Annotated in this window: 15 protein-coding genes; 9 read left to right on the plus strand and 6 right to left on the minus strand. The window is 69.1% G+C overall.

The window, feature by feature from the left end:
- Nucleotides 1-31 precede the first annotated feature (31 nt).
- The gene (locus ACIGWZ_RS35805; protein WP_400071568.1) at nucleotides 32-3,481 is read right to left on the minus strand and encodes a GH92 family glycosyl hydrolase; all 3,450 of its coding nucleotides are present in this window, start codon (nucleotides 3,479-3,481) and stop codon (nucleotides 32-34) included.
- 466 nt (nucleotides 3,482-3,947) lie between these two features.
- On the opposite strand from ACIGWZ_RS35805, the gene ngcE reads away from it, so the two are divergent.
- From ngcE to ACIGWZ_RS35850, 9 genes are all read left to right on the plus strand, one after another.
- Nucleotides 3,948-5,387 carry an N-acetylglucosamine/diacetylchitobiose ABC transporter substrate-binding protein gene (ngcE, locus tag ACIGWZ_RS35810; protein WP_400071570.1) on the plus strand — a complete coding sequence of 480 codons (1,440 nt, stop codon included), beginning with the start codon at nucleotides 3,948-3,950 and terminating at the stop codon, nucleotides 5,385-5,387.
- 156 nt (nucleotides 5,388-5,543) lie between these two features.
- A complete protein-coding gene (locus tag ACIGWZ_RS35815; protein ID WP_400071572.1) occupies nucleotides 5,544-6,467 on the plus strand; it encodes a carbohydrate ABC transporter permease in 924 nt (307 codons plus the stop codon).
- Entirely contained in the window at nucleotides 6,467-7,402 is a 936-nt protein-coding gene (locus ACIGWZ_RS35820; RefSeq protein WP_400071574.1) for a carbohydrate ABC transporter permease, read from the plus strand. Before ACIGWZ_RS35815 ends, ACIGWZ_RS35820 begins: the two co-directional genes overlap by 1 nt.
- A 225-nt stretch (nucleotides 7,403-7,627) precedes the next feature.
- Nucleotides 7,628-8,827, plus strand: coding sequence for an ROK family protein (locus ACIGWZ_RS35825; RefSeq protein WP_400071576.1), 1,200 nt, complete (start codon nucleotides 7,628-7,630; stop codon nucleotides 8,825-8,827).
- A 140-nt stretch (nucleotides 8,828-8,967) separates the two neighbouring features.
- Nucleotides 8,968-10,062, plus strand: a complete 1,095-nt coding sequence (locus ACIGWZ_RS35830; RefSeq protein ID WP_400071578.1) for a substrate-binding domain-containing protein — start codon at nucleotides 8,968-8,970, stop codon at nucleotides 10,060-10,062.
- Nucleotides 10,063-10,213: 151 nt separating this feature from the next.
- Entirely contained in the window at nucleotides 10,214-11,014 is an 801-nt protein-coding gene (locus tag ACIGWZ_RS35835; protein WP_400071580.1) for an ATP-binding cassette domain-containing protein, read from the plus strand.
- A complete protein-coding gene (locus ACIGWZ_RS35840; protein WP_400071582.1) occupies nucleotides 11,011-12,318 on the plus strand; it encodes a sugar ABC transporter permease in 1,308 nt (435 codons plus the stop codon). Before ACIGWZ_RS35835 ends, ACIGWZ_RS35840 begins: the two co-directional genes overlap by 4 nt.
- 193 nt (nucleotides 12,319-12,511) lie before the next feature.
- Complete coding sequence (gene dxs, locus ACIGWZ_RS35845; RefSeq protein WP_400071584.1) at nucleotides 12,512-14,473, plus strand: 1-deoxy-D-xylulose-5-phosphate synthase; 1,962 nt, start codon at nucleotides 12,512-12,514, stop codon at nucleotides 14,471-14,473.
- Nucleotides 14,474-14,719: 246 nt separating this feature from the next.
- The gene (locus ACIGWZ_RS35850) at nucleotides 14,720-16,264 is read left to right on the plus strand and encodes an amino acid permease (protein ID WP_400071586.1); all 1,545 of its coding nucleotides are present in this window, start codon (nucleotides 14,720-14,722) and stop codon (nucleotides 16,262-16,264) included.
- Nucleotides 16,265-16,331: 67 nt separating this feature from the next.
- Here the strand turns inward: ACIGWZ_RS35850 and ACIGWZ_RS35855 are convergent, their stop codons facing one another.
- From ACIGWZ_RS35855 to ACIGWZ_RS35875, 5 genes are all read right to left on the minus strand, one after another.
- The gene (locus ACIGWZ_RS35855; protein ID WP_400071588.1) at nucleotides 16,332-16,730 is read right to left on the minus strand and encodes an NTP pyrophosphohydrolase; all 399 of its coding nucleotides are present in this window, start codon (nucleotides 16,728-16,730) and stop codon (nucleotides 16,332-16,334) included.
- An 81-nt stretch (nucleotides 16,731-16,811) separates the two neighbouring features.
- A complete protein-coding gene (locus tag ACIGWZ_RS35860; protein ID WP_400071590.1) occupies nucleotides 16,812-18,944 on the minus strand; it encodes a 3-hydroxyacyl-CoA dehydrogenase NAD-binding domain-containing protein in 2,133 nt (710 codons plus the stop codon).
- A complete protein-coding gene (locus ACIGWZ_RS35865) occupies nucleotides 18,941-20,167 on the minus strand; it encodes a thiolase family protein (RefSeq protein WP_400071592.1) in 1,227 nt (408 codons plus the stop codon). Before ACIGWZ_RS35865 ends, ACIGWZ_RS35860 begins: the two co-directional genes overlap by 4 nt.
- A gap of 226 nt (nucleotides 20,168-20,393) precedes the next feature.
- The gene (locus ACIGWZ_RS35870; protein ID WP_400071594.1) at nucleotides 20,394-21,668 is read right to left on the minus strand and encodes an HRDC domain-containing protein; all 1,275 of its coding nucleotides are present in this window, start codon (nucleotides 21,666-21,668) and stop codon (nucleotides 20,394-20,396) included.
- A gap of 78 nt (nucleotides 21,669-21,746) precedes the next feature.
- The gene (locus ACIGWZ_RS35875) at nucleotides 21,747-22,409 is read right to left on the minus strand and encodes a response regulator transcription factor (protein WP_016573641.1); all 663 of its coding nucleotides are present in this window, start codon (nucleotides 22,407-22,409) and stop codon (nucleotides 21,747-21,749) included.
- Between the last annotated feature and the right edge of the window lie 149 nt (nucleotides 22,410-22,558).

The raw sequence follows: 22,558 nt of genomic DNA on the forward strand, positions 1-22,558 counted from the left end.
CGCCTCGGGCGACGAGCCGGTGCCGGCGCCTTCACCCCCCGGCGGGCGCGCCGGACGGGCTCCCGGCCGACAGCAGTTCCACCTCCGCGAGCCTCGTCGTCGTGCCGCCCCCGGTGGGCACGAGGCGGTAGTGCGCGTACGAGCCGGGACGGGCGACCGTGAAGACCCGGGTCTGCCGGTCCCAGGAAAAGGTCTCCCCGGCGCGTTTGTCGAGGTCCGTCCACGTCGAACCGTCCGCCGACCCCTGCAGCACCCACCCGGTGGGCGCCTTGCCACGGTCCGACGAGGTGAGGGTGTACTGGGCGGCGCGGTGGGCGGTGGAGGGCACCGGGAGGTCCGCCGACGTTCCGAGGGCGGCATCCGTGTCGGAGGTGTTGTCCAGGAGCGCGGAGCCGCCCGGTTCGGTGATGTCCCTTGCGGGGGACGGGGCTCGGTCGCCCTTGGTGAGAGAGGTCGGCCCGGCGTTCCTGCCGCTGCCCCACGCCGAGGGCTTCGGTCCCATGGCGAAGTCGAGCACGGCACCGCGGGAGAGCACCGAGTGGGGCAGCGCGGTGGAATTCCAGGGTTTTCCGTTGACCTTGAGCCCCTGCACATAGACGTTGCGGGCGCTGTTGCGAGGGGCGTTGACGACGAGGTCGCGGCCGTTCTCGAGGTGGACGGTCGCCTTGGTGAAGAGCGGGGAGCCGACCGCGTATTCGCCCTGGCCCATGACCAGGGGATAGAAGCCCAGCGCGCCGAAGACATACCAGGCGGACATCTCGCCGTTGTCCTCGTCGCCCGGATATCCCTGGCCGATTTCGCTGCCCAGGTAGAGGCGGGAGAGCGCCTCGCGGACCTTTTGCTGGGTTTTGTAGGGCTGTCCGGCGGCGTCGTAGACGTAGGCGATGTGGTGCGACGGCTGGTTGCTGTGGCCGTACATGCCCATGCGGGTGTCGCGGGCCTCGGTCATTTCGTGGATGACGTCACCGTAGGAGCCGGCGAATTCCTTGGCGGCGGTTTCGGGGGTGGCGAAGTACGCGTCCAGCTTTTTGGCCAGCGCGGACCGGCCGCCGTAGAGGTCGGCCAGGCCGCGGGTGTCCTGGGGGGCGGTGAAGGCGTAGGTCCAGGCGTTGGTCTCGGTGTAGTCGTTGCCCCAGACGCGGGGGTCGAACGCGTCCGGCGTCAGCCGCCAGTTGCCCTTGGCGTCCCGGCCCTGGAAGAAGCCGACCCGGTTGTCGAAGAGCGTGACGTAGTTCCGGGCGCGGTGCAGAAAGTATTCCGACTCTTCCTGGTAGCGCCGCTTGTGGGTCTTCTCGTACAGCGCCTTGCCCATGCGGGCGATGCCGAAGTCGTTGAGATAGCCCTCCAGGGCCCAGGACATTCCTTCGCGGGTGTCGGTGCTCGTATAGCCGAGGAAGGGCGAGGTGTTCATGCCCTTGCGGCCGACGCCGGGGCTGGGCGGCGCCACGGTGGCGTTCTTCACGGCCGCTTCATAGGCGGACTCGGCGTCGAATGCCACGCCCTTGGCATAGGCGTCGGCGAAGGCCACGTCGGAACTCGTACCGGTCATCAGGTCCGCATAGCCGGGGGAGGACCAGCGGGAGATCCAGCCGCCGTCCTTGTACTGCTGGACGAATCCGTCGACCATTTTCCCGGCGCGTTCCGGGGTGAGCAGGGAATAGGCGGGCCAGGTGGTCCGGTAGGTGTCCCAGAAGCCGTTGTTGACGTAGATTCCGCCGTCGACGATTTTCGAGCCGGTGCGGGTGGGGGTGTCCGGGCCGGTCGCCGGGGAGAACGGGCTGGCGTACCGGGTGCGGGAACCGACCTTCTCGGAACCGGAGTTGGGGTAGAGGTAAAGGCGGTAGAGGTTGGAATAGAGGGTGGTGAGCTGGTCCCGGCTCGCGCCCTCGACCTCGATGCGGCCCAGGAGGCTGTCCCACTGGGACCGGGCGCGGTGCTCGACGGTGGAGAAGGGCGTGGCGGCCGGGATCTCCCGCGTCAGGTTCGCCTTCGCCTGGTCCACGCCGATCAGGGACGTGGCGATGCGCAGGGTGACGGTGCGGTCGGCGCCGGGCTTGAAGCGGAGATAGCCGGTGACGTCCTTTCCGCCCCCGCCGTCGAGCTTGCCGCCGCCGGTGACGGGCGCGTCGAAGGTCCCGTAGACGAAGAGCCGGGTGGCGCCGACGGACAGGCCGCTCTTGACGTCGGAGAAGCCGGTGACGATGCCGCGCTCGGTGTCGAGGGTCAGGCCGCCCTTGTTGTTGACGTTGTCGAAGATCAGGCTCGCGCTGTCGCCGGGGAAGGTGAAGCGCATCAGCGCGGCGTGGTCGGTGGGGGTGATCTCCGCCTTGAGGCCGTTGTCGAAGGTGACGCCGTAGTAGTGCGGGTGCGCGGTCTCGTTGGCGTGGTGGAAGGGGAGGGCGCGGGCGGTGCGGGAGGCGTTCGGGGTGCCGGCCGCGGTGGAGGGCATGACCTGGAAGGTCTGGCGGTCGCCCATCCAGGGGCTGGGCTCATGGCTGGCGCTGAAGGCCTGGAGGGTGGGGAGGTTGTCGGCGTTGTTCTTGCGCGCGTACTCGTAGAGCCAGTCGGCGGAGCCGGCGTTGGTGACCGGGGTCCAGAAGTTGAATCCGTTGGGGACGGCGGTGGCGGGGAAGGTGTTGCCGCGCGAGAAGCTGCCGCTGGAGAGGGTGCCGCGGGTGGTGAGGGCGTAGTCGGAGAGGTGGCGGAGCCGCTTGTCGGGCGGTTCGGGGGCGAGGGAGATGTCGTCGAGCCAGCCGCGGAAGGCGGGCGTGGCACGCGGGGCGCTGGGCGCGTCGTAGGCGATCAGGATGCGGTCGATGGTCTTGCCGGCGGCGACGGCGCCGATGCGCGAGGTGCGGTTGTTCCACTGATTGGCGTAGAGGGTCTTGGCGGCGGCCTGGCCCTGCGGCGTCAGCGGGGCGCCGTACTGGTCGACGGCGTGCAGATCGCTGAGGTAGGTGCCGTCGGTGAAGGCCAGGTCCACGGCGGCATGGGTCGCGGGGTAGGAGAGGTCGGTGCCGGCCATCTCCGGGAAGAGCTTGTAGGAGAGGGAAGTGGCCGCCGTGACAGGGATGTTGACGTCGAAGAGCTTGTTGTACGCGTAGCCGCGGCCGGCGGCGGTGTGGGTGCCGGCGTAGCGCAGGGCGTGGGTGCCGGTGAATCCCGCGTGCGGCTTGGCGGTGGGGGAGTCGGCGGGGCCGCTGTCGGGGCGGCTGGTCATGCCCGGGGCCGCGGGGGCTTCCTCCGGGCTGACGCCCGAGGCCCGGGGCCTGCCGTCGGGGCTGGTCTCGGCGGTGTCGGTCCAGGTCGGCGGCGGGTCGCCGGGTTCGAACGAGGAGTGGAACTCCGTTGCCGAGGGGGGCTTGCGGGGCGGCGCGGCCTGGGCCGGCCCGTGCGCGGTGAGGATGAGCAGAGCGGCCGCCGCGAGGGCGGCGGGGCGGGTGAACCCCCGCGGTGGACGGTGCCGGTGTCTGAGCCGCACGGTGAGCCCTCTCAACGCGGTTGACATCGTTGTCAGTTGGTGGCGCCGGAATACGCAGGGAGGAGTGGGGAGGAGCAGAGATAAGTAAGGGGGGTGGGGGGATTGGTGTCAAGGGTGCTGTTGCGGTCGGTGGGTCGCCGTCCCGGCCGGGCGAAGCGGCGTGTCGGCCGAGGAGGTATCCGCCTGCATGCCGGAGAGGTCTCAACTAGGGAAAGACGCCGCCCAACCCTGCATTCGATCTTGCCCCTTCGGCCGGAAGTGGACTATACCTGTCGGCATCCGAGCGGCCGGGCGACCGCGCCGTGGATCCGGGGGAGTACGGGGGAATGGATGATTTCCCTCCGCCTCCCTAGCGCGTATCCCGCGCGTCCGGTGCACATCCCGTACAACTCAGCTTCATCTGACCTGCGGTGCCGGGGTGGCTCCGGTACACCGCCTGAGTCCTGAAGAAGGCGAGGACTTGAGCATGGGATCCACCTCAGAATTCAACCGTCGCGATCTGGTCAAGCGGGCAGCGGCCCTGGGGATCGTCGCCGTACCGGCCCTGAGCATGCTGTCGGCGTGTGCCGGCGCTTCCAGCGGAGACGGTGACAAGGTCGCCAAGGGAAAGAAGACGGGGAAGAATCCACTGGCCGTCAATGAGTCCGCCGGGCTCGACGTCGTCATCTTCGACGGTGGATTCGGCGACAAGTACGCCAAGGACGCCCAGGCCGAGTACATCAAGGCGTTTCCCAAGGCCGACGGCAAGGTCAAGCTCTCCTCGACTCAGAAGATCCAGTCGACGCTTCAGCCGCGTTTCAACGGGGGAAATCCGCCCGATCTCGTGGACAACTCCGGTGCCGAGCAGATGGATTTCGGCACCTTGGTCGCCAAGGACCAGCTGACCGATCTGACAGCGCTGCTCGACGCCCCCTCGGTCGACGACCCGAACAAGAAGGTGCGCGACACGCTGCGTCCCGGCGTCATCGAGATGGGGCAGTTCGGCAGTAAGGAAACATGGATCCTTTACTACGCGTACACGGTGTACGGCGTGTGGTACTCCAAGGGGAATCTGCAGAAGCTGGACGCGGAATACCCCGAAACCTGGGACGACATGCTCGCGCTGTGCGCCAAGGCCAAGAAGAAGGGCATCGCGGGCTGGACGTACCCGGGTAAGTACCCCTACTACCTCCCCTTCAGCCTCTACCCGTTCATCGCCAAGATCGGTGGTGCGGAGGTGCTCCGGCGGATCGACAATCTGGAGCCGAACGCCTGGAAGGACCCGGCGGTCAAGGCGGCCTTCGAGGCCTATTACGAGCTCTACAAGAAGGGGTACGTCCTCAAGGGCTCGCCCGGACTCGACCACCTGCAGTCGCAGAACGCGTGGGCCGACGGCAAGGCGCTGTTCATTCCCAACGGCTCCTGGGTGGAGAACGAGTCGGCCAAGCAGATCGCGAAGAATCCGCATTTCGACCTCGCGGTCGGCGCGCCGTCCAGCCTCTCCAGCTCGGACAAGATGCCGTACGGCACGATCTGGGCCTCGGGCGGCGAGCCGTACATCGTGCCGAAGGCGGCGAAGAACGCCGAGGGCGGTATGGAACTGCTGCGCATCATGCTCAGCAAGAAGTCCTCGCAGAATTTCATCAAGCAGGTCTCGTCGCTCACCTCGCTCAACGGCGGCACCGAGGGCCTGACCCTTCCGCCGGGACTGGCCTCGGCGCAGGCGGTGCTGCAGAAGGCCGGCTCGAACATCGTCAATCCGCGGCTGCAGGACTGGTATGTGGCGCTTCAGAAGGAGCGGATCGGGGTCGGTGCGCTGGGCGAGATGATGGCCGGCCGGATGACGCCGGACGAGGCCATAAAGAAGATCCAGAAGTACGCGGACGACACCCGCGACGACTCCAGTGTCAAGAAGTACAAGCGCTGACCGATGAGTTCGTGGGGGCATTTCCCCGGCTGACGACGGGGGCACCCCACCCGGCGTGGGCCGGGGGCGCGTCACCGGCAGCGGCATCTTCCCCCACGCTCGGCTCGTCCCCCACGCGCGGGAAGCGCCCCCATGGAGAGAACGGGATCGGTAGGCATGCAACACGGTAAATACCGTTTCATCGCGGGGTTCTTGGCCGTCCCGCTGGCGATTTATGCGATCTTCGTGATCTCGCCGTTCGTGCAGGCCATCTACTACTCCTTCACGGACTGGACCGGCCTGAGTCCGGACATGAAGATGGTCGGCTTCGACAATTACGTCCGGCTCTTCAAGGACGACGTCTTCTGGTCCGCCGTGGGCAACAGCGTCACGCTGCTGCTTCTGCTGCCGGTGGTGACGCTGTCGCTCGGGCTCTTCTTCGCCTTCATGCTCAATGTCGGCGGCCGCCGGCGGAAGAAGGCGGTGATCGGCGGCGTACGCGGCTCGGGTACGTACAAGATTCTCTATTTCTTCCCGCAGGTGCTGTCCGTCCCGATCGTCGCCCTGCTGTTCCAGTTCGCCTACAACCCGGAGAGCGGCGCGCTCAACGCGTTCTTCAAGGCGATCGGTCTGGACAATGTGCAGCCGGACTGGCTGGGCGATCCCCAGATCGCGCTGTGGTGCGTGATGGGCGCGATGGTGTGGGCCAACGTCGGCTTCTATGTCGTGCTCTTCTCGGCCGGAATGAGCTCGATTCCGAAGGACTTCTACGAGGCGGCGCTGCTGGACGGCGCGAACCGCTTCAACACGTTCTTCCGGATCACCCTGCCGCTGCTCTGGGACACCGTGCAGACCGGCTGGATCTATATGGGCATCCTCGCCCTGGACGTGTCGGCCTTCGCGTTCGTACAGATCATGAGCGTCGGTCCGGGCGGCCCCGACTATTCCACCGAGGTCCTTCCGCTCTACGTGTACCAGAAGACCTTCCGCGACGGTCAGGCCGGATATGCGACCTCCATCGGCGTTTCGCTGCTGATGGTGACCCTCATCTTCTCGGCCATCGTGATGCGGCTGGGACGACGCGAGCGACTGGAGTTCTGATGAGTGCGCAGACGGATCCCGCCGAGCTGCCGGGCGTCACCAAGGAAGAGCCGTCCGCCGGCCCGTCCGAGCCGCCGCGCAAGAAGCCGGCCCGCGGCAACCGCAGCGAGGGCGGTGCCCTCAATGTCTTTTCGCACGGCGTCCTGGTGATCTGGGGCCTGTTGGTCACCATGCCGCTGCTGTGGGCGGTGGTCAGTTCCTTCAAGGACGACACCGAGATCTTCGGCTCGCCCTGGGGACTGCCGTCGGTCCTGCATTTCGACAACTGGGCGCGGGCCTGGGACAAGGCCAACATGGGCCAGTACTTCCTCAACTCGCTGATTGTGGTGGGGGGTTCGCTGATCGGCACGATGCTGCTCGGGTCGATGGCGGCCTATGTGCTGGCCCGTTTCGACTTCCCCGGGAATCGCTTCCTCTATTTCCTGTTCGTGGGCGGAATGGGATTCCCGGTGATTCTGGCGCTGGTGCCGCTGTTCTTCGTCATGAAGAACATGGCCCTGCTGGACACGTACCACGGCCTGATCCTGGTCTATATCGCCTACTCGCTGCCGTTCACGGTCTTCTTCCTCAGCGGGTTCTTCAAAACGCTGCCCACCTCGGTGGCGGAGGCGGCGCTCATCGACGGGGCCTCGCACACCCGCACCTTCTTCCAGGTGATGCTGCCGATGGCGAAGCCCGGCCTGATCAGCGTCGGGATCTTCAACTTCCTCGGGCAGTGGAACCAGTACCTGCTGCCGACGGTGCTCAACGTCGGCGACCCGAACAAGAAGATGCTGACCCAGGGGCTGGTGGCGCTGGCCGTGAGCCAGGGGTACAAGGGCGACTGGTCGGGGCTGTTCGCCGGCCTGACGATCGCCATGCTGCCAGTGCTCGCGGCGTACATCGTCTTCCAGCGGCAGGTGGTGGCCGGCCTGACCGCCGGCGCGCTCAAATAGCACGCCACGCCGTCCACGCCTACAGGGGCCTCCCGCCGGTTCGCCGCGGGAGGCCCCCGGCGTTCCGCACGGTTCCCCACGCTTTCCCCGTACTTCTCCATGATCTCTTGGCCGCTCAAGGACTTGACGGGAGGCCGCTCAGGCGCGTCAGCTTAGATTCACATGTTGGAGACAGAGCCGGGCCCCGCTGATGTGGCCCAGCCCCAGACGGGAGTGGATGAGTCAATGGAGACTCCGGGGTCGCAGTCCTCGCTGCACCGGGCCAATCTGGAGCGGGTCGTACGGGCGGTACGTATGGCGGGCTCGCTCACGCAGGCGGAGATCGCCCGGAGCACGGGCCTGTCCGCGGCCACCGTGTCCAACATCGTTCGTGAGTTGAAGGACGGCGGGACCGTCGAGGTGACCCCCACCTCCGCGGGCGGTCGGCGGGCGCGCAGCGTCTCCCTCTCGGGCGACGCGGGCATCGTCGTGGGCGTCGATTTCGGCCACTCCCACCTGCGGGTGGCGGTCGGAAATCTGGCCCACCAGGTGCTGGCCGAGGAGGCCGAGCCGATCGATGTGGACGCCTCCGCGGCCGAGGGCTTCGACCGGGCGGAACAGCTGGTCAACCGGCTGATCGAGGCGACGGGCATCGACGCGGGCAAGGTCATCGGCGTCGGCCTGGGTGTGCCGGGCCCCATCGACGTCGAATCCGGGACCCTCGGCTCGACGGCGATCCTGCCGGGCTGGTCCGGTACGAACCCCGGCGAGGAGCTCTCGGGCCGCCTCGGGGTCCCCGTCTACGTCGACAACGACGCCAACCTCGGCGCGCTGGGCGAGCTGGTGTGGGGCGGCGGGCGCGGGGCGGCCGACCTCGCGTACATCAAGGTGGCCAGCGGTGTCGGCGCGGGCCTGGTGATCAGCGGGCAGATCTACCGCGGGCCGGGCGGCACCGCGGGCGAGATCGGGCACATCACGCTGGACGAGTCCGGGCCGGTCTGCCGCTGCGGCAACCGCGGCTGCCTGGAGACCTTCACCGCGGCCCGGTACGTGCTTCCGCTGCTCCAGCCGAGCCATGGCGCGGATCTGACCATGACACGGGTGGTGCAGCTGGCTCGCGAGGGCGACCCCGGCTGTCGACGGGTGATTGCGGACGTAGGCCGTCATATCGGCAGTGGTGTGGCCAATCTGTGCAATCTGCTCAATCCGAGCCGGGTGGTGCTCGGCGGCGATCTCGCCGACGCCGGAGAGCTGGTGCTGGCGCCGATCCGGGAGTCGGTGTCGCGGTACGCGATTCCCAGCGCGGCGCGGCAGTTGGGGATCGTCACCGGGACCCTCGGTGGCCGTGCCGAGGTGCTGGGCGCGCTCGCGCTGGTGCTGAGCGAGATGGGCGATTCGACCCTGCTCGACGGCGCGCAGGGCGGGATCGCACCCGCCATAGCGTGAAAGCGCTGAGTTCACGCAGCTAACACATGGCACCGTTGTCATCTCGTTAAGGATTTACTCCTTGACGGTCGGCTGGCGGCCGAGTTGACTTCCAGCCACCTCGGCCGCAACGACGCGGCCTCGTCAGGGAGGCAACCCCAATGAACGTGTGGACGCGTCGCGTCGTCATAGGCACCGCCGCAGTCTCGATGGCGCTCTCCGTGGCCGCCTGTGGCAAGGCCGGTGACGGCGCCAAGGCCGCCGGTGGTGACGGCAAGACCATCGGTCTGCTGCTGCCGGAGAACAAGACCACCCGCTACGAGACCTTCGACCGCCCGCTGATCCAGGCGAAGATCAAGGCGCTGTGCAGCGACTGCAAGGTGCAGTACAACAACGCCTCGCAGGACACCGAGAACCAGAAGAAGCAGTTCGACGCGCTGATCACCCAGGGCGTGAAGGTGATCATTCTGGACGCGGTCGACTTCAAGGCCACCAAGTCCTGGGTGAACCAGGCGGCCAAGAAGGGCGTCAAGGTCATCGCGTACGACCGGCTGGCCGAGGGCAACCTCTCCGCCTACGTGTCCTACGACAACGAGAAGATCGGCCGTCTGCAGGGCCAGGCGCTGGTCAAGGCGCTCGGGGACAAGGCCAAGGACAGCAATGTCGTCATGATCAACGGCTCGCCCACCGACCCGAACATGCCGTTCTTCAAGAAGGGCGCCCACAGCGTCCTCGACAAGCAGGTCAAGAAGATCGCCTACGAGCAGGACATCCCGGACTGGTCGACGGACGAGGCCAACAAGAAGATGAGCGCGGCCATCGACTCTCTCGGCAAGGACGGCTTCCAGGGCGTCTACTCCGGGAACGACGGCATGGCCGGCGGCATCATCACCGCCCTCAAGAAGCAGGGCGTCGACGTCCCGGTCGGCGGCCAGGACGCCGAGCTCGCGGGTCTCCAGCGGATCCTCAAGGGCGACCAGGCGTTCACCATCTACAAGCAGATCAAGCCGCAGGCCGACTCCACGGCCGAGATCGCGGTCAAGCTCCTCAAGGGCGAGAAGATCGGCTCCCTGACGGACACCAAGGTCGACAGCCTCAGCGGCGAGGTCAAGGGCATCCCCGCCAAGCTGTACGACGCGCAGATCGTGACCAAGGACAACATCGCGTCCACGATCATCAAGGACAAGGTCTACAAGGCCGGCCAGATCTGCACCGACGACGTCAAGAAGGCCTGCGAAGCGGCCGGCATCAAGTAACGCACGCCCCGGGCCCGCGCCGTCCCGTCCCTGGCGCGGGCCCCCTTCACCCCCCTTCGCAGAGCCCCCGCTCTTCGCAGAGCCCCCGCTCTTCGCAGAGCCCCCGCTCTTCGCACCACCATCCCCGCCGTTTGCGACGGCGGCGAAGGAGATGATTCACGTGTCCGCTACGCCTGTGCTGGCGTTGCGCGGAATCTCCAAGCGGTTCGGCGCCGTCCAGGCACTCACGGACGTCACCCTGGAGATCCACCCCGGTGAGGTGGTCGCCCTCGTAGGCGACAACGGCGCCGGCAAGTCCACCCTGGTCAAGACCATCTCGGGCGTCCACCCGGTCGACGACGGCACCATCGAGTGGGAGGGCACGGCGGTACGCATCAACAAGCCGCACGACGCCCAGGAACTCGGCGTCGCCACCGTCTACCAGGACCTCGCGCTCTGCGACAACCTCGACGTCGTCGCCAACCTCTTCCTCGGCAACGAGAGCCGCACCGCCGGCGTCCTCGACGAGATCGCCATGGAGAAGCGCGCCAAGGAGCTGCTGGACACCCTGTCCATCCGTATCCCCAGCGTCCGCATCCCCGTCGCCGCGCTCTCCGGCGGCCAGCGGCAGGTCGTCGCCATCGCCCGCGCGCTGATCGGCGACCCGAAGGTCGTCATCCTCGACGAGCCCACCGCCGCCCTCGGCGTCGAGCAGACCGCGCAGGTCCTCGACCTCGTCGAGCGGCTGCGGGAACGCGGCCTGGGCGTCATTCTCATCAGCCACAACATGGCCGATGTGCAGGCCGTCGCGGACCGCGTCGCGGTGCTGCGGCTGGGCCGCAACAACGGTGTCTTCGATGTCGAGGGCACCTCCCACGAAGAGGTCATCGCCGCCATCACCGGCGCCTCGGACAACGCCGTCACCCGCCGCAAGGCGCGTACGGACATGGTGAAGAAGGAGGCCGGGGCGTGAGTGACCTCAAGAAGGAGCCCGTGGCTGAGACGGCGGCCGAGCCGGTCGGGACGGCCGAGCCGACCGCGACCGCACCCGCCGCCGTCGACCCCCGGCTGCTGGTCCGCGAGCAGGGCCTGGCCGGCTACCTCAACGACTTCAAGCGCCGGGTGCGCGGTGGTGAGCTGGGCTCGCTGCCGGTCGTCATCGGCCTGATCGTGATCGCGGTCGTCTTCCAGCTGAAGAACAGCAGCTTCCTGTCGGCCGACAGCCTCGCCAACATCGGCGTCTACACCTCGGGCCTCGGCATCATGGCCGTCGGCATCGTCTTCGTCCTGCTGCTCGGTGAGATCGATCTCTCGGTCGGCTCGGTGGCGGGCGTCGGCGCGGCCGTCTGGGCCGTGCTCAGCGTCACGCACGGCGTCAACGACTACCTCGCGGTGCTGGTGGCCATCGCCGCCGGTGTCGCCATCGGCACCCTCCACGGGTTCTTTTTCGCCAAGGTCGGCGTGCCCGCGTTCGTGGTGACGCTCGCCGGTTTCCTCGGCTGGAGCGGCCTGCAGATCTGGATGATGGGCCAGGAAGGCTCCATCAACACGCCGAGCGGCAGCCTGGTGGAGAACCTCACCGGCTACTACTTCGAGGACAAGGCCGCCGCGTACGGGCTGGCGCTGGTCGCGGTGCTCGCCTACGCCGGGTCGCTGCTGCTGGACGCCAAGCGCCGCAAGGCCGCCGCGCTGCCCTCGCGGCCGCTCAGCGAGATCCTGCTGCGCACCGGCGTGGTCGCCCTGATCGCCTTCGTGGTCGCCTACGTCCTCAACGAGCCGGCCGGCGCCCGCGGCCTGCCGCTGGCCCTGGTGGTCTTCCTCGCCGTGCTGGTCCTCGCGGACTTCGTGGTGCGCCGTACGACCTACGGGCGGCAGATCTTCGCGGTCGGCGGCAACGCCGAGGCGGCCCGCCGCGCCGGCATCAACGTCAACAAGATCCGGATCAGCGTCTTCGCCATCTCCGGGATGCTCGCCGCCTTCGGCGGACTGTTCATCGCCAGCCTCTCCGGCGGCGCCACCAAGAACCTCGGCTCCGGCAACACGCTGATGAACGTCATCGCGGCGGCCGTCATCGGCGGCACCAGCCTCTTCGGCGGCCGCGGCAAGATCTGGTCCGCACTGCTGGGCATGCTGGTCATCCAGTCGATCCAGCAGGGCCTGAACCTGCTGGGCATGGCCAGCGAGATCCAGTACATGATCACCGGCGCGGTGCTGCTCGCCGCCGTGGTGATCGACTCGGTGTCGCGGCGCACACAGAAGACCGCGGGTCGTACCTGATTCTTTCCGGCGGACCGGCCCCCACCAGGCATACGCCGGTGGGGGCCGGCCCATGCGCGGCGTACGTCCGTTCGGGTGCCTCGGCCAAGTGACATACATCGCCGGGCCCGACCGCCGCCGCCGGAGACGGAACATTAGACTCATCTGATCGGCAAGCTCGACCTACGGCAGCACAAGCAGCAAGGAGGCAGGGGTGGCGTTGCTTTCCCGTATCAGGGGACCGCGCGATCTGGACCGGCTGGAGCCGGAGCAGCTTGAGCAGCTGGCGGGGGAGATCCGTACCTTCCTCGTCGATGCGGTGTCCAAGACCGGCGGACACCTCGGCCCGAACCTCGGCGTGGTCGAGCTGACCATCGCGCTGCACCGCGTCTTCCACTCCCCGAAGGACAAGGTCCTCTTCGACACGGGACACCAGTCCTACGTCCACAAGCTGCTCACCGGCCGCCAGGACTTCACCGGGCTGCGGACCAGGGGCGGCCTGTCCGGCTACCCCTCGCGCGCCGAGTCGCCGCACGACATCATCGAGAACAGCCACGCCTCCACGGTGCTGGGCTGGGCCGACGGCCTCGCCAAGGCCAACGAGGTGCGCGGCAAGGACGACCATGTCGTCGCGGTGATCGGTGACGGCGCGCTGACCGGCGGCATGGCCTGGGAGGCGCTCAACAACATCGCCGCCGCCAAGGACCGCCCGCTCGTCATCGTCGTCAACGACAACGAGCGCTCCTACGCCCCGACCATCGGCGGCCTCGCCAACCACCTCGCCACGCTGCGCACCACCGACGGCTACGAGCGCTTCCTGGCCCGTGGCAAGGACCTCCTCGAGCGCACGCCCGTCGTCGGCAAGCCGCTGTACGAGACCCTGCACGGCGCCAAGAAGGGCCTGAAGGACTTCATCGCGCCGCAGGGCATGTTCGAGGACCTGGGCCTGAAGTACGTCGGCCCGATCGATGGCCACGACATCGAGGCCCTGGAGTCCGCGCTGGCCCGCGCCAAGCGGTTCAACGGCCCGGTCATCGTCCACTGCCTCACCGAGAAGGGCCGCGGCTACAAGCCCGCCGAGCAGGACGAGGCCGACCGTTTCCACGGCATCGGCCCGATCCACCCGGACACCGGCCTGCCGGTCAAGACCGCGGCGGCCAGCTGGACCTCCGTCTTCGGCGACGAGATGGTCAAGCTCGGCCGGGAGCGCGCGGACCTCGTCGCGATCACCGCCGCGATGCTCCAGCCGGTGGGTCTGAAGAAGTTCGCCGAGGCCTTCCCGGACCGCATCTACGACGTCGGCATCGCCGAGCAGCACGCCGCCACCTCGGCCGCGGGCCTGGCCACCGGCGGCGTCCACCCGGTCTTCGCCGTCTATGCGACGTTCCTGAACCGGGCCTTCGACCAGGTCCTGATGGATGTCGCGCTGCACAAGTGCGGTGTGACCTTCGTCCTGGACCGGGCCGGTGTCACCGGCGACGACGGCGCCTCGCACAACGGCATGTGGGACATGTCCATGCTCCAGGTCGTGCCCACGCTGCGGCTCGCCGCGCCGCGCGACGCCGAGCAGCTGCGCGCCCAGCTGCGCGAGGCCGTCGAGGTCAAGGACGCGCCGACGGTGCTGCGCTACTCCAAGGGCGTCGTCGGACCGGCCGTGCCCGCCGTCGGCAAGGTCGGCGGCATGGACGTCCTGCGCGAGAGCAAGGCCGACCGGCCCGACGTCCTGGTGGTCTCCGTGGGCGCCCTCGCCCCGATGTGCCTGGAGATCGCCGATCTGCTCGACAAGCAGGGCATCTCCACCACCGTCGTCGACCCGCGCTGGGTCAAGCCGGTCGACGCGGCGCTGCCGGGTCTCGCCGCCGAGCACCGGGTCGTCGTCACCGTCGAGGACAACATCCGCTCCGGTGGCGTCGGTTCGGCCGTCGCGCAGGCGCTGCGGGACGCCGGGGTGGACCTTCCGCTGCGCGACTTCGGCATCCCCGAGCGGTTCCTCGACCATGCCTCCCGCAAGGAGGTCATGGCCGAGATCGGGCTCACCGCACCGGACATCGCCCGCCAGGTGACGGGGCTCGTCGCCCGGATCGACAACCGTGCCGGCGGCGCCGCGGAGTCCGTCGACGTCGCGGAGCCCGTCCAGGCGGCGGACGAGCGGACCGCCGAGGTCGCCCGCGACTGATCCGCCCCGAGGCGGCACGATGGGCCGGCCGGACACTCGTACGGGTGTTCCGGCCGGCCCATCGGCATACCCGCCGTCACACCCCATCGGGTGAATCACCGCCGTGCGAAGGCCCGCCGACACTGACTGTTTCTCCCCATTGCGGAGACTCGGTCAGTTCAGGAGAGTTGCGAGGGTCGTCCAGGCGGAGGTTCGCCCATGAGCACACAGCACGGCACAGGGAAAGTTTCGCGCCGCGATCGCGGCATGTTCCGGACGAAGACTGTGGAGCAGTCGATCCAGGACACCGAGGAGCCGGAGCACAGTCTCAAGAAGTCCCTCTCAGCGCTCGATCTGACCGTCTTCGGCGTCGGTGTCGTCATCGGCACCGGCATTTTCGTCCTCACCGGCAAGATCGCCAAGGAGCAGGCGGGGCCCGCCGTCGCACTCTCCTTCGTCGTCGCGGGCGTGGTCTGCGCGCTGGCGGCACTGTGCTACGCCGAATTCGCCTCCACCGTCCCGGTCGCCGGATCCGCCTACACCTTCTCCTACGCCTCCCTCGGGGAACTCCCTGCCTGGATCATCGGCTGGGACCTGATCCTCGAACTCGCCCTGGGCTGCGCGGTGGTCGCCGTCGGCTGGTCCGGCTATATCCGCTCGCTGCTGGACACCGCCGGCTGGCATCTTCCCGCGGGCCTGTCCGGCACCCACGAGGGAGTGTTCGGCTTCGACCTCCTCGCCTGCATCCTGGTCCTGGCCCTGACCGGCATCCTGGTGCTCGGGATGAAGCTGTCCTCGCGGGTGACGGCCGTGGTCGTCGGCATCAAGGTCACCGTCGTCCTGCTGGTCATCATCGCCGGAGCCTTCTTCATCAGCGGCGCCAACTACGAGCCGTTCGTGCCTCCGAGCCGGCCCAACTCGGGCGGCGGCGGGCTGGCCGCGCCGCTGGTCCAGCTGCTGTTCGGCTTCACCCCGTCCAACTTCGGCACCATGGGCATCTTCGCCGCGGCGGCCGTGGTCTTCTTCGCCTTCATCGGCTTCGACATCGTGGCCACCGCCGCCGAGGAGACCCGCAACCCGCAGCGCGACGTGCCGCGCGGCATCCTCGGCTCGCTTGCCATCTGCACGCTGCTCTACGTCGCCGTCTCCGTCGTCGTCACCGGCATGGAGAAATACAGCAGACTCTCCACCGACGCCCCGCTCGCCGACGCCTTCAAGGACCTCGGCCACCCCTTCTACGCGGACATCATCAGCTTTGGCGCGGCCGTCGGCCTCACCTCGGTCTGCATGATTCTGCTGCTCGGCCAGAGCCGGGTGTTCTTCGCGATGAGCCGGGACGGCCTGATGCCGCGGATCTTCTCGCGCTCCCACCCGCGGTTCGGCACTCCGTACCGGGCGACCGTCCTGCTGGGCGTCATCGTCGCCATCGCTTCCGGCTTCACCTCCATCGACGTTCTGGCCGAACTGGTCAACATCGGCACCCTGTTCGCGTTCGTCGTGGTCGCCATCGGCGTCGTCATCCTCCGCCGCTCCCGCCCCGACCTCCCCCGCTCCTTCCGCACCCCGCTCGTCCCGTTCGTCCCCGCCCTGTCCGTGCTCGCCTCGCTGTGGCTGATGCTCAACCTGCCCGCCGAGACCTGGGTCCGCTTCGGAATCTGGATGCTGGTGGGGTTCGGCATCTACTTCGTGTACGGGCGCACGCACAGCCGTCTCGGGATCCGCCTGCGTCAGAGGGACCGCGAGGGCCGGCAGGGCCAAGAGGGCACGGAAGGCCAGGAAGGCCAGGAAGGCACGGCCGGCAGCCGCCCGTGAGTCCGGTACGGCGGACGGCCCGGTAGATCCACCCGGCCCGTACGGTCACCCGGCCGTGCGGGCCCCGCTATGTCCGAGGCCCGCCCCGTCCGCCGCCCCAGACGGCGCGTGGCCCCGTCACCCGCGCCCCCAGCGCCTCGACCCGCCCCCGCAAGGCACGGTCCGCGGTGACCACCAGGCAGTCCCGGCCGGTTCCCTCCGCCGCCACCAGCGCCACGATCCGGTCGTCCCCGCTGCCGTCCGCGGACTCCACCCGCACGCCCTCGACGGACGCCACCCCGCGCGCCGCGCCCTCCACGACCAGCACCATCTCCAGGGGCGGCGCCACCAGCCCCGGAAGCCCGTCGGCGACGTACCGCGGCAGCGCGTCCCGCAGCCGCTCCGCCGCCCCGCGCCGGTCCCGCCACCAACCGTCCGGCACCGAGCCGACAACATTCGCGCCATCGACAACGACCAAGGAATCCATGGCGCCACCCTCCCACGAACGCGAAAGCGCGGACCGGCTCCGCCGAGCCGGCCCGCGCATCGCGCAATCAGTGGTGCACCCTTACGCGGGCACGCTCGCCACGCCCGGGGCCAGGAACTTCTTGCCGGTCACCCGCTCGGAGACGCCCTCGCGGTCCAGGTACGGCGTGATGCCGCCCAGGTGGAAGGGCCAGCCGGCGCCGGTGATCAGGCACAGGTCGATGTCCTGCGCCTCGGCGACGACGCCCTCGTCCAGCATCAGGCCGATCTCCTGCGCGACGGCGTCCAGGACGCGGTCGCGGACCTGGTCCTCCGTCAGCACCGAGTCGCCCTGCTCGAGCAGCGCGGCGACCTCGGGGTCCAGCTCCGGCTTGCCGGAGTCGTATACGTAGAAGCCGCGCTTGCCGGCCTTGACGACCGCCGCGAGGTTCGGGGACACCGTGAAGCGCTCCGGGAAGGCGCGGTTCAGGGTCTCCGAGACGTGCAGACCGATCGCGGGACCGACCAGCTCCAGGAGCACCAGCGGCGACATCGGCAGGCCGAGCGGCTCGACGGCCTTCTCGGCGACCTCGACCGGGGTGCCCTCGTCGATGACGTTCTGGATCTCGCCCATGAAGCGGGTCAGGATGCGGTTCACGACGAACGCCGGGGCGTCCTTGACCAGCACCGCGGTCTTCTTCAGCTTCTTGGCGACGCCGAAGGCCGTGGCCAGCGAGGCGTCGTCGGTCTGCTCGCCGCGGACGATCTCCAGCAGCGGCAGGATCGCGACCGGGTTGAAGAAGTGGAAGCCGACGACCCGCTCGGGGTGCTTGAGCTTCGACGCCATCTCGGAGACGGAGAGCGAGGAGGTGTTGGTGGCGAGGATGGCGTGCGCCGGGGCGACGGCCTCCACCTCCGCGAACACCTGCTGCTTGACGCCGATCTCCTCGAAGACGGCCTCGATGATGAAGTCGGCGTCGGAGAAGCCCTCGGCCTTGTCCAGCACACCGGTCACCAGGGCCTTGAGGCGGTTGGCCTTGTCCTGGTTGATCCGGCCCTTGCCGAGCAGCTTGTCGATCTCGGCGTGGACATAGCCCACACCCTTGTCGACGCGCGCCTGGTCGATGTCGGTCAGCACGACCGGCACCTCGAGGCGGCGCAGGAAGAGCAGGGCCAGCTGCGAGGCCATCAGACCGGCGCCGACGACGCCGACCTTGGTGACCGGACGCGCCAGGCTCTTGTCCGGCGCACCCGCGGGACGCTTGCCGCGCTTCTGCACCAGGTTGAACGAGTAGATGCCGGCGCGCAGTTCGCCGCCCATGATCAGGTCGGCGAGCGCCTGGTCCTCGGCGTCGAAACCGGCCTGGAGGTCACCGCTCTTGGCGGCGGCGATGATGTCGAGCGCGCGGTACGCGGCCGGGGCGGCGCCGTGCACCTTGCCGTCGGCGATGAACTTGCCCTTGGCGACGGCCTGGTCCCAGGCGTCGCCGCGGTCGACCTCAGGACGCTCGACGGTCACGTCGCCCTTGAGGACGTTCGCGGTCCAGATCAGCGACTGCTCCAGGAAGTCCGCGCCCTCGAAGATCGCGTCGGCGATCCCGAGGTCGAAGACCTGCTGGCCCTTGAGCTGCTTGTTCTGGTTGAGCGAGTTCTCGATGATGACCGAGACGGCCTTGTCCGCGCCGATCAGGTTCGGCAGCAGCGCGCAGCCGCCCCAGCCCGGTACGAGACCCAGGAAGACCTCGGGCAGGGAGAACGCCGGGAGCGCCTTCGACACGGTGCGGTACGAGCAGTGCAGACCGACCTCGACGCCACCGCCCATGGCGGCACCGTTGTAGTACGCGAAGGTCGGCACGGCCAGGCCCGCGAGCCGCTTGAAGACATCGTGGCCGCCCTTGCCGATGGCCAGCGCGTCCTCGTGCTTCTTGAGGATCTCGACGCCCTTGAGGTCGGCGCCGACGGCGAAGATGAACGGCTTGCCGGTGAGGCCGACGCCGACGATGCTGCCGTCCGCGGCCTCCTTCTCGACCTGGTCGATCGCGGCGTTCAGGTTCGCCAGCGAGCCGGGGCCGAAGGTGGTCGGCTTGGTGTGGTCGAAGCCGTTGTCCAGCGTGATCAGCGCGAACTTGCCCGCGCCGTACGGCAGGTCGAGGTGGCGGACGTGCGCCGACGTGACGACCTCGTCGGGGAACAGCGCGGCCGCGCCCTTCAGGAGTTCGGTGGTGGTGGTGCTCACTTGCTGCCTCCGGCGTCCTTGTGGTTCGGGTTCTCCCAGATGACCGTGGCGCCCATGCCGAAGCCGACGCACATGGTGGTCAGGCCGTAGCGGACCTCCGGCTGCTCCTCGAACTGGCGGGCCAGCTGCGTCATCAGCCGGACGCCGGAGGAGGCCAGCGGGTGGCCGAAGGCGATGGCGCCGCCGTACTGGTTGACGCGCGCGTCGTCGTCGGCGATGCCGTAGTGGTCGAGGAAGGCGAGCACCTGCACGGCGAACGCCTCGTTGACCTCGAAGAGGTTGATGTCCTCGATGGAGAGCCCGGCCTTGGCGAGGGCCTTCTCCGTCGCGGGGATCGGGCCGTAGCCCATGACCTCCGGCTCGACGCCCGCGAAGGCGTAGGAGACGAGGCGCATCTTGACCGGGAGGTTGTTCTCCCGGGCGAAGTCCTCGGAGGCGATGAGGGAGGCGGTGGCGCCGTCGTTGAGACCCGCGGCGTTACCGGCCGTGACCCGGCCGTGCGTACGGAACGGGGTCTTGAGGCCCGCCAGGTTCTCCAGGGTCGTCCCCGGGCGCATCGGCTCGTCCGCCGTGACCAGACCCCAACCGGTCTCGCCCACCTCGGCGTTGGTGTTGCGCACCGAGATCGGGACCAGATCCTGCTGGATCTTCCCGTTCGCGTACGCCTTCGCCGCCTTCTCCTGCGAGCGCACGGCGTACTCGTCGGCGCGCTGCTTGGTGATGTGCGGGTAGCGGTCGTGGAGGTTCTCCGCGGTCATGCCCATGAACAGGGCCGACTCGTCGACGAGCTTCTCGGACACGAACCGGGGGTTGGGGTCGACGCCCTCGCCCATGGGGTGGCGGCCCATGTGCTCGACACCGCCCGCGATGACGGCGTCGTACGCGCCGAAGGCGATGGAGCCCGCAGTGGCCGTGACGGCGGTCAGCGCACCGGCGCACATCCGGTCGATGGAGTAGCCGGGCACGGACTGCGGGAGGCCCGCAAGGATGCCGGCGGTACGGCCCAGGGTCAGGCCCTGGTCGCCGATCTGCGTGGTCGCGGCGATGGCGACCTCGTCGATCTTCGCGGGGTCCAGGTCCGGGTTGCGGCGCAGCAGCTCCCGGATGGCCTTCACGACGAGGTCGTCGGCGCGGGTCTCGTGGTAGATGCCCTTCGGGCCCGCCTTGCCGAACGGGGTGCGGACGCCGTCGACGAAGACGACGTCCCTAGCGGTACGAGGCACGTTGGCTCTCCTCCAGGTGCGGGATGGCACTGCTGCGGGGCGCCCCCAAGGACGCTTCCCACCCACATGCTACTTACGGGTAACCAGGCTGCACACCCCCACCGCCGGGAGCGGTGAACATCACACCGGATGGCGGTGCCTCGCGCGGTGTGTCCGGCCGCGCAAAAGGCCCCGGCCGCGTGCTCTCGCATGCGGCCGGGGCCTGTGGTTGCCGGGTCGTCGCTGGTCAGCCGCCGTTCGTCAGCAGTGCCTCGGCGAGGACCGGCGCGACCTGCTCGATCTGCCAGGCGCGGGCGCCGTGCCCGGCCAGCACCTCGGCGACGGCCTCCCGGGCGGGCTCGGCCGGCGGTTCCCAGCACAGCCGGCGCACCGTGTCGGGGGCGATCAGATTCTCCTGCGGGAGGTTCAGGCTCTCGGCGAGCGCGGTCACCGCCGCGCGGGCGGCCGACAGCCGGGCCGCCGCGGCCGGGTCCTTGTCGGCCCAGGAACGGGGCGGCGGCGGGCCGTTGAGCGGCTGGCCGGGCTGCGGCAGCTCGCTGTCCGGCAGCGCCCGGGCGCGGTCCACGGCGGCCTGCCACTGCTCCAGCTGACGGCGGCCCATCCGGTGCCCGAAACCGGGCAGCGCGGCCAGCGCGTGGCTGTTCGGCGGCAGATTCAGCGCCGCCTCCACGATCGCGCCGTCGCCGAGCACCTTGCCCGGCGAGATGTCGCGCCGCTGGGCGACCTGGTCCCGGGCCGTCCACAGTTCCCGTACGACGGCCATCTGACGGCGCCGGCGGACCTTGTGCATGCCGGACGTGCGGCGCCAGGGGTCCTTACGGGGCGGCGGCGGGGGAGCGGCGGCGATGGCCGCGAATTCCTGCCGGGCCCACTCCAGCTTCCCCTGCCGCTCCAGCTCCTCCTCCAGCGCATCGCGCAGATCCACCAGCAGCTCGACGTCGAGCGCGGCATAGCGCAGCCAGGGCTCGGGCAGCGGGCGGGTGGACCAGTCGACGGCGGAGTGGCCCTTCTCCAGGGCGAAGCCGAGGACGTTCTCGACCATCGCGCCGAGGCCGACCCGGGCGAAGCCGGCCAGCCGTCCGGCCAGCTCGGTGTCGAAGAGCCGGGTGGGGACCATCCCTATGTCGCGCAGACACGGAAGGTCCTGGGTGGCGGCGTGCAGTACCCACTCGGCGTCGCCGATGGCCTCGCCGAGCAACGTGAGGTCCGGGCAGCCGACCGGGTCGATCAGCGCGCTGCCGGCGCCCTCGCGGCGCAGCTGGACGAGGTAGGCGCGCTGGCCGTAGCGGTAGCCGGAGGCCCGCTCGGCGTCGACGGCGACCGGTCCGCGGCCCGCCGCGAAGGCCGCGATGACCTCGGCGAGCGCCGTGTCGTCGGCGGTCACCGGGGGGATGCCCTCGCGGGGTTCCAGGAGCGGGACCGGCGCCGGTCGGGGGTCCGGAGGAGCGTCTCCGGATGCTCGCAGTGTCGTGTCTGCTGCGGTCTTTTGGGCGTCGGTCACCAGTCAAGGGTATCTGTGTATGCACGTCGCCCGTCGAGGGAACGTTCCCTCGACGGGCGCGATGGTCGGGTGAAGGGGTCAGTGGATGATGCCGGTGCGCAGCGCGACCGCCACCATTCCGGCCCGGTCACCGGTGCCGAGCTTGCGCGCGATACGGGCGAGGTGGCTCTTGACGGTCAGCGCCGAGAGCCCCATCGAGACACCGATGGCCTTGTTGGACTGGCCCTCCGCAACCAGCCGCAGCACCTCGACCTCCCGGCCCGACAGCTCGCGGTAGCCACCGGGGTGCCCGGGGGCGCCCGGAGGCCGGCGCTGCATACGGGCCGCGTTGGCGCCGATCGGCGCGGCGCCGGGGCGGCCGGGCAGGCCGAGGTTGGTGCGGGTGCCGGTGACGACGTAGCCCTTGACGCCGCCCGCCAGCGCATTGCGTACCGCGCCGATGTCGTCGGCGGCGGACAGCGCGAGACCGTTGGGCCAGCCCGCGGCCCGTGTCTCGGACAGGAGCGTGAGGCCGGAGCCGTCGGGAAGGTGGACGTCGGCAACGCAGATGTCGCGCGGGTTGCCGACGCGGGGACGGGCCTCCGCGATGGACGACGCCTCGATCACGTCACGTACTCCGAGGGCCCACAGATGGCGGGTGACGGTGGAGCGGACGCGAGGGTCGGCCACGACGACCATGGCCGTCGGCTTGTTCGGGCGGTAGGCGACCAGGCTCGAAGGTTGCTCGAGGAGAACAGACACCGGGCCTCCTGGGGGGAGTGGCGGGGGACGGAAGCCGACTGGGGAGAGCCGGAATGATCCGTGTTGGAAGGGTCACTGACCTCTTCGGCAGCAATCCGGCGGGACTTTAGACTTTGATCACGATTTAGTTAGGGGCAATTCGGGCAAAT

The sequence above is a fragment of the Streptomyces sp. NPDC053427 genome (assembly GCF_044544985.1).
Lineage (GTDB): Bacteria > Actinomycetota > Actinomycetes > Streptomycetales > Streptomycetaceae > Streptomyces.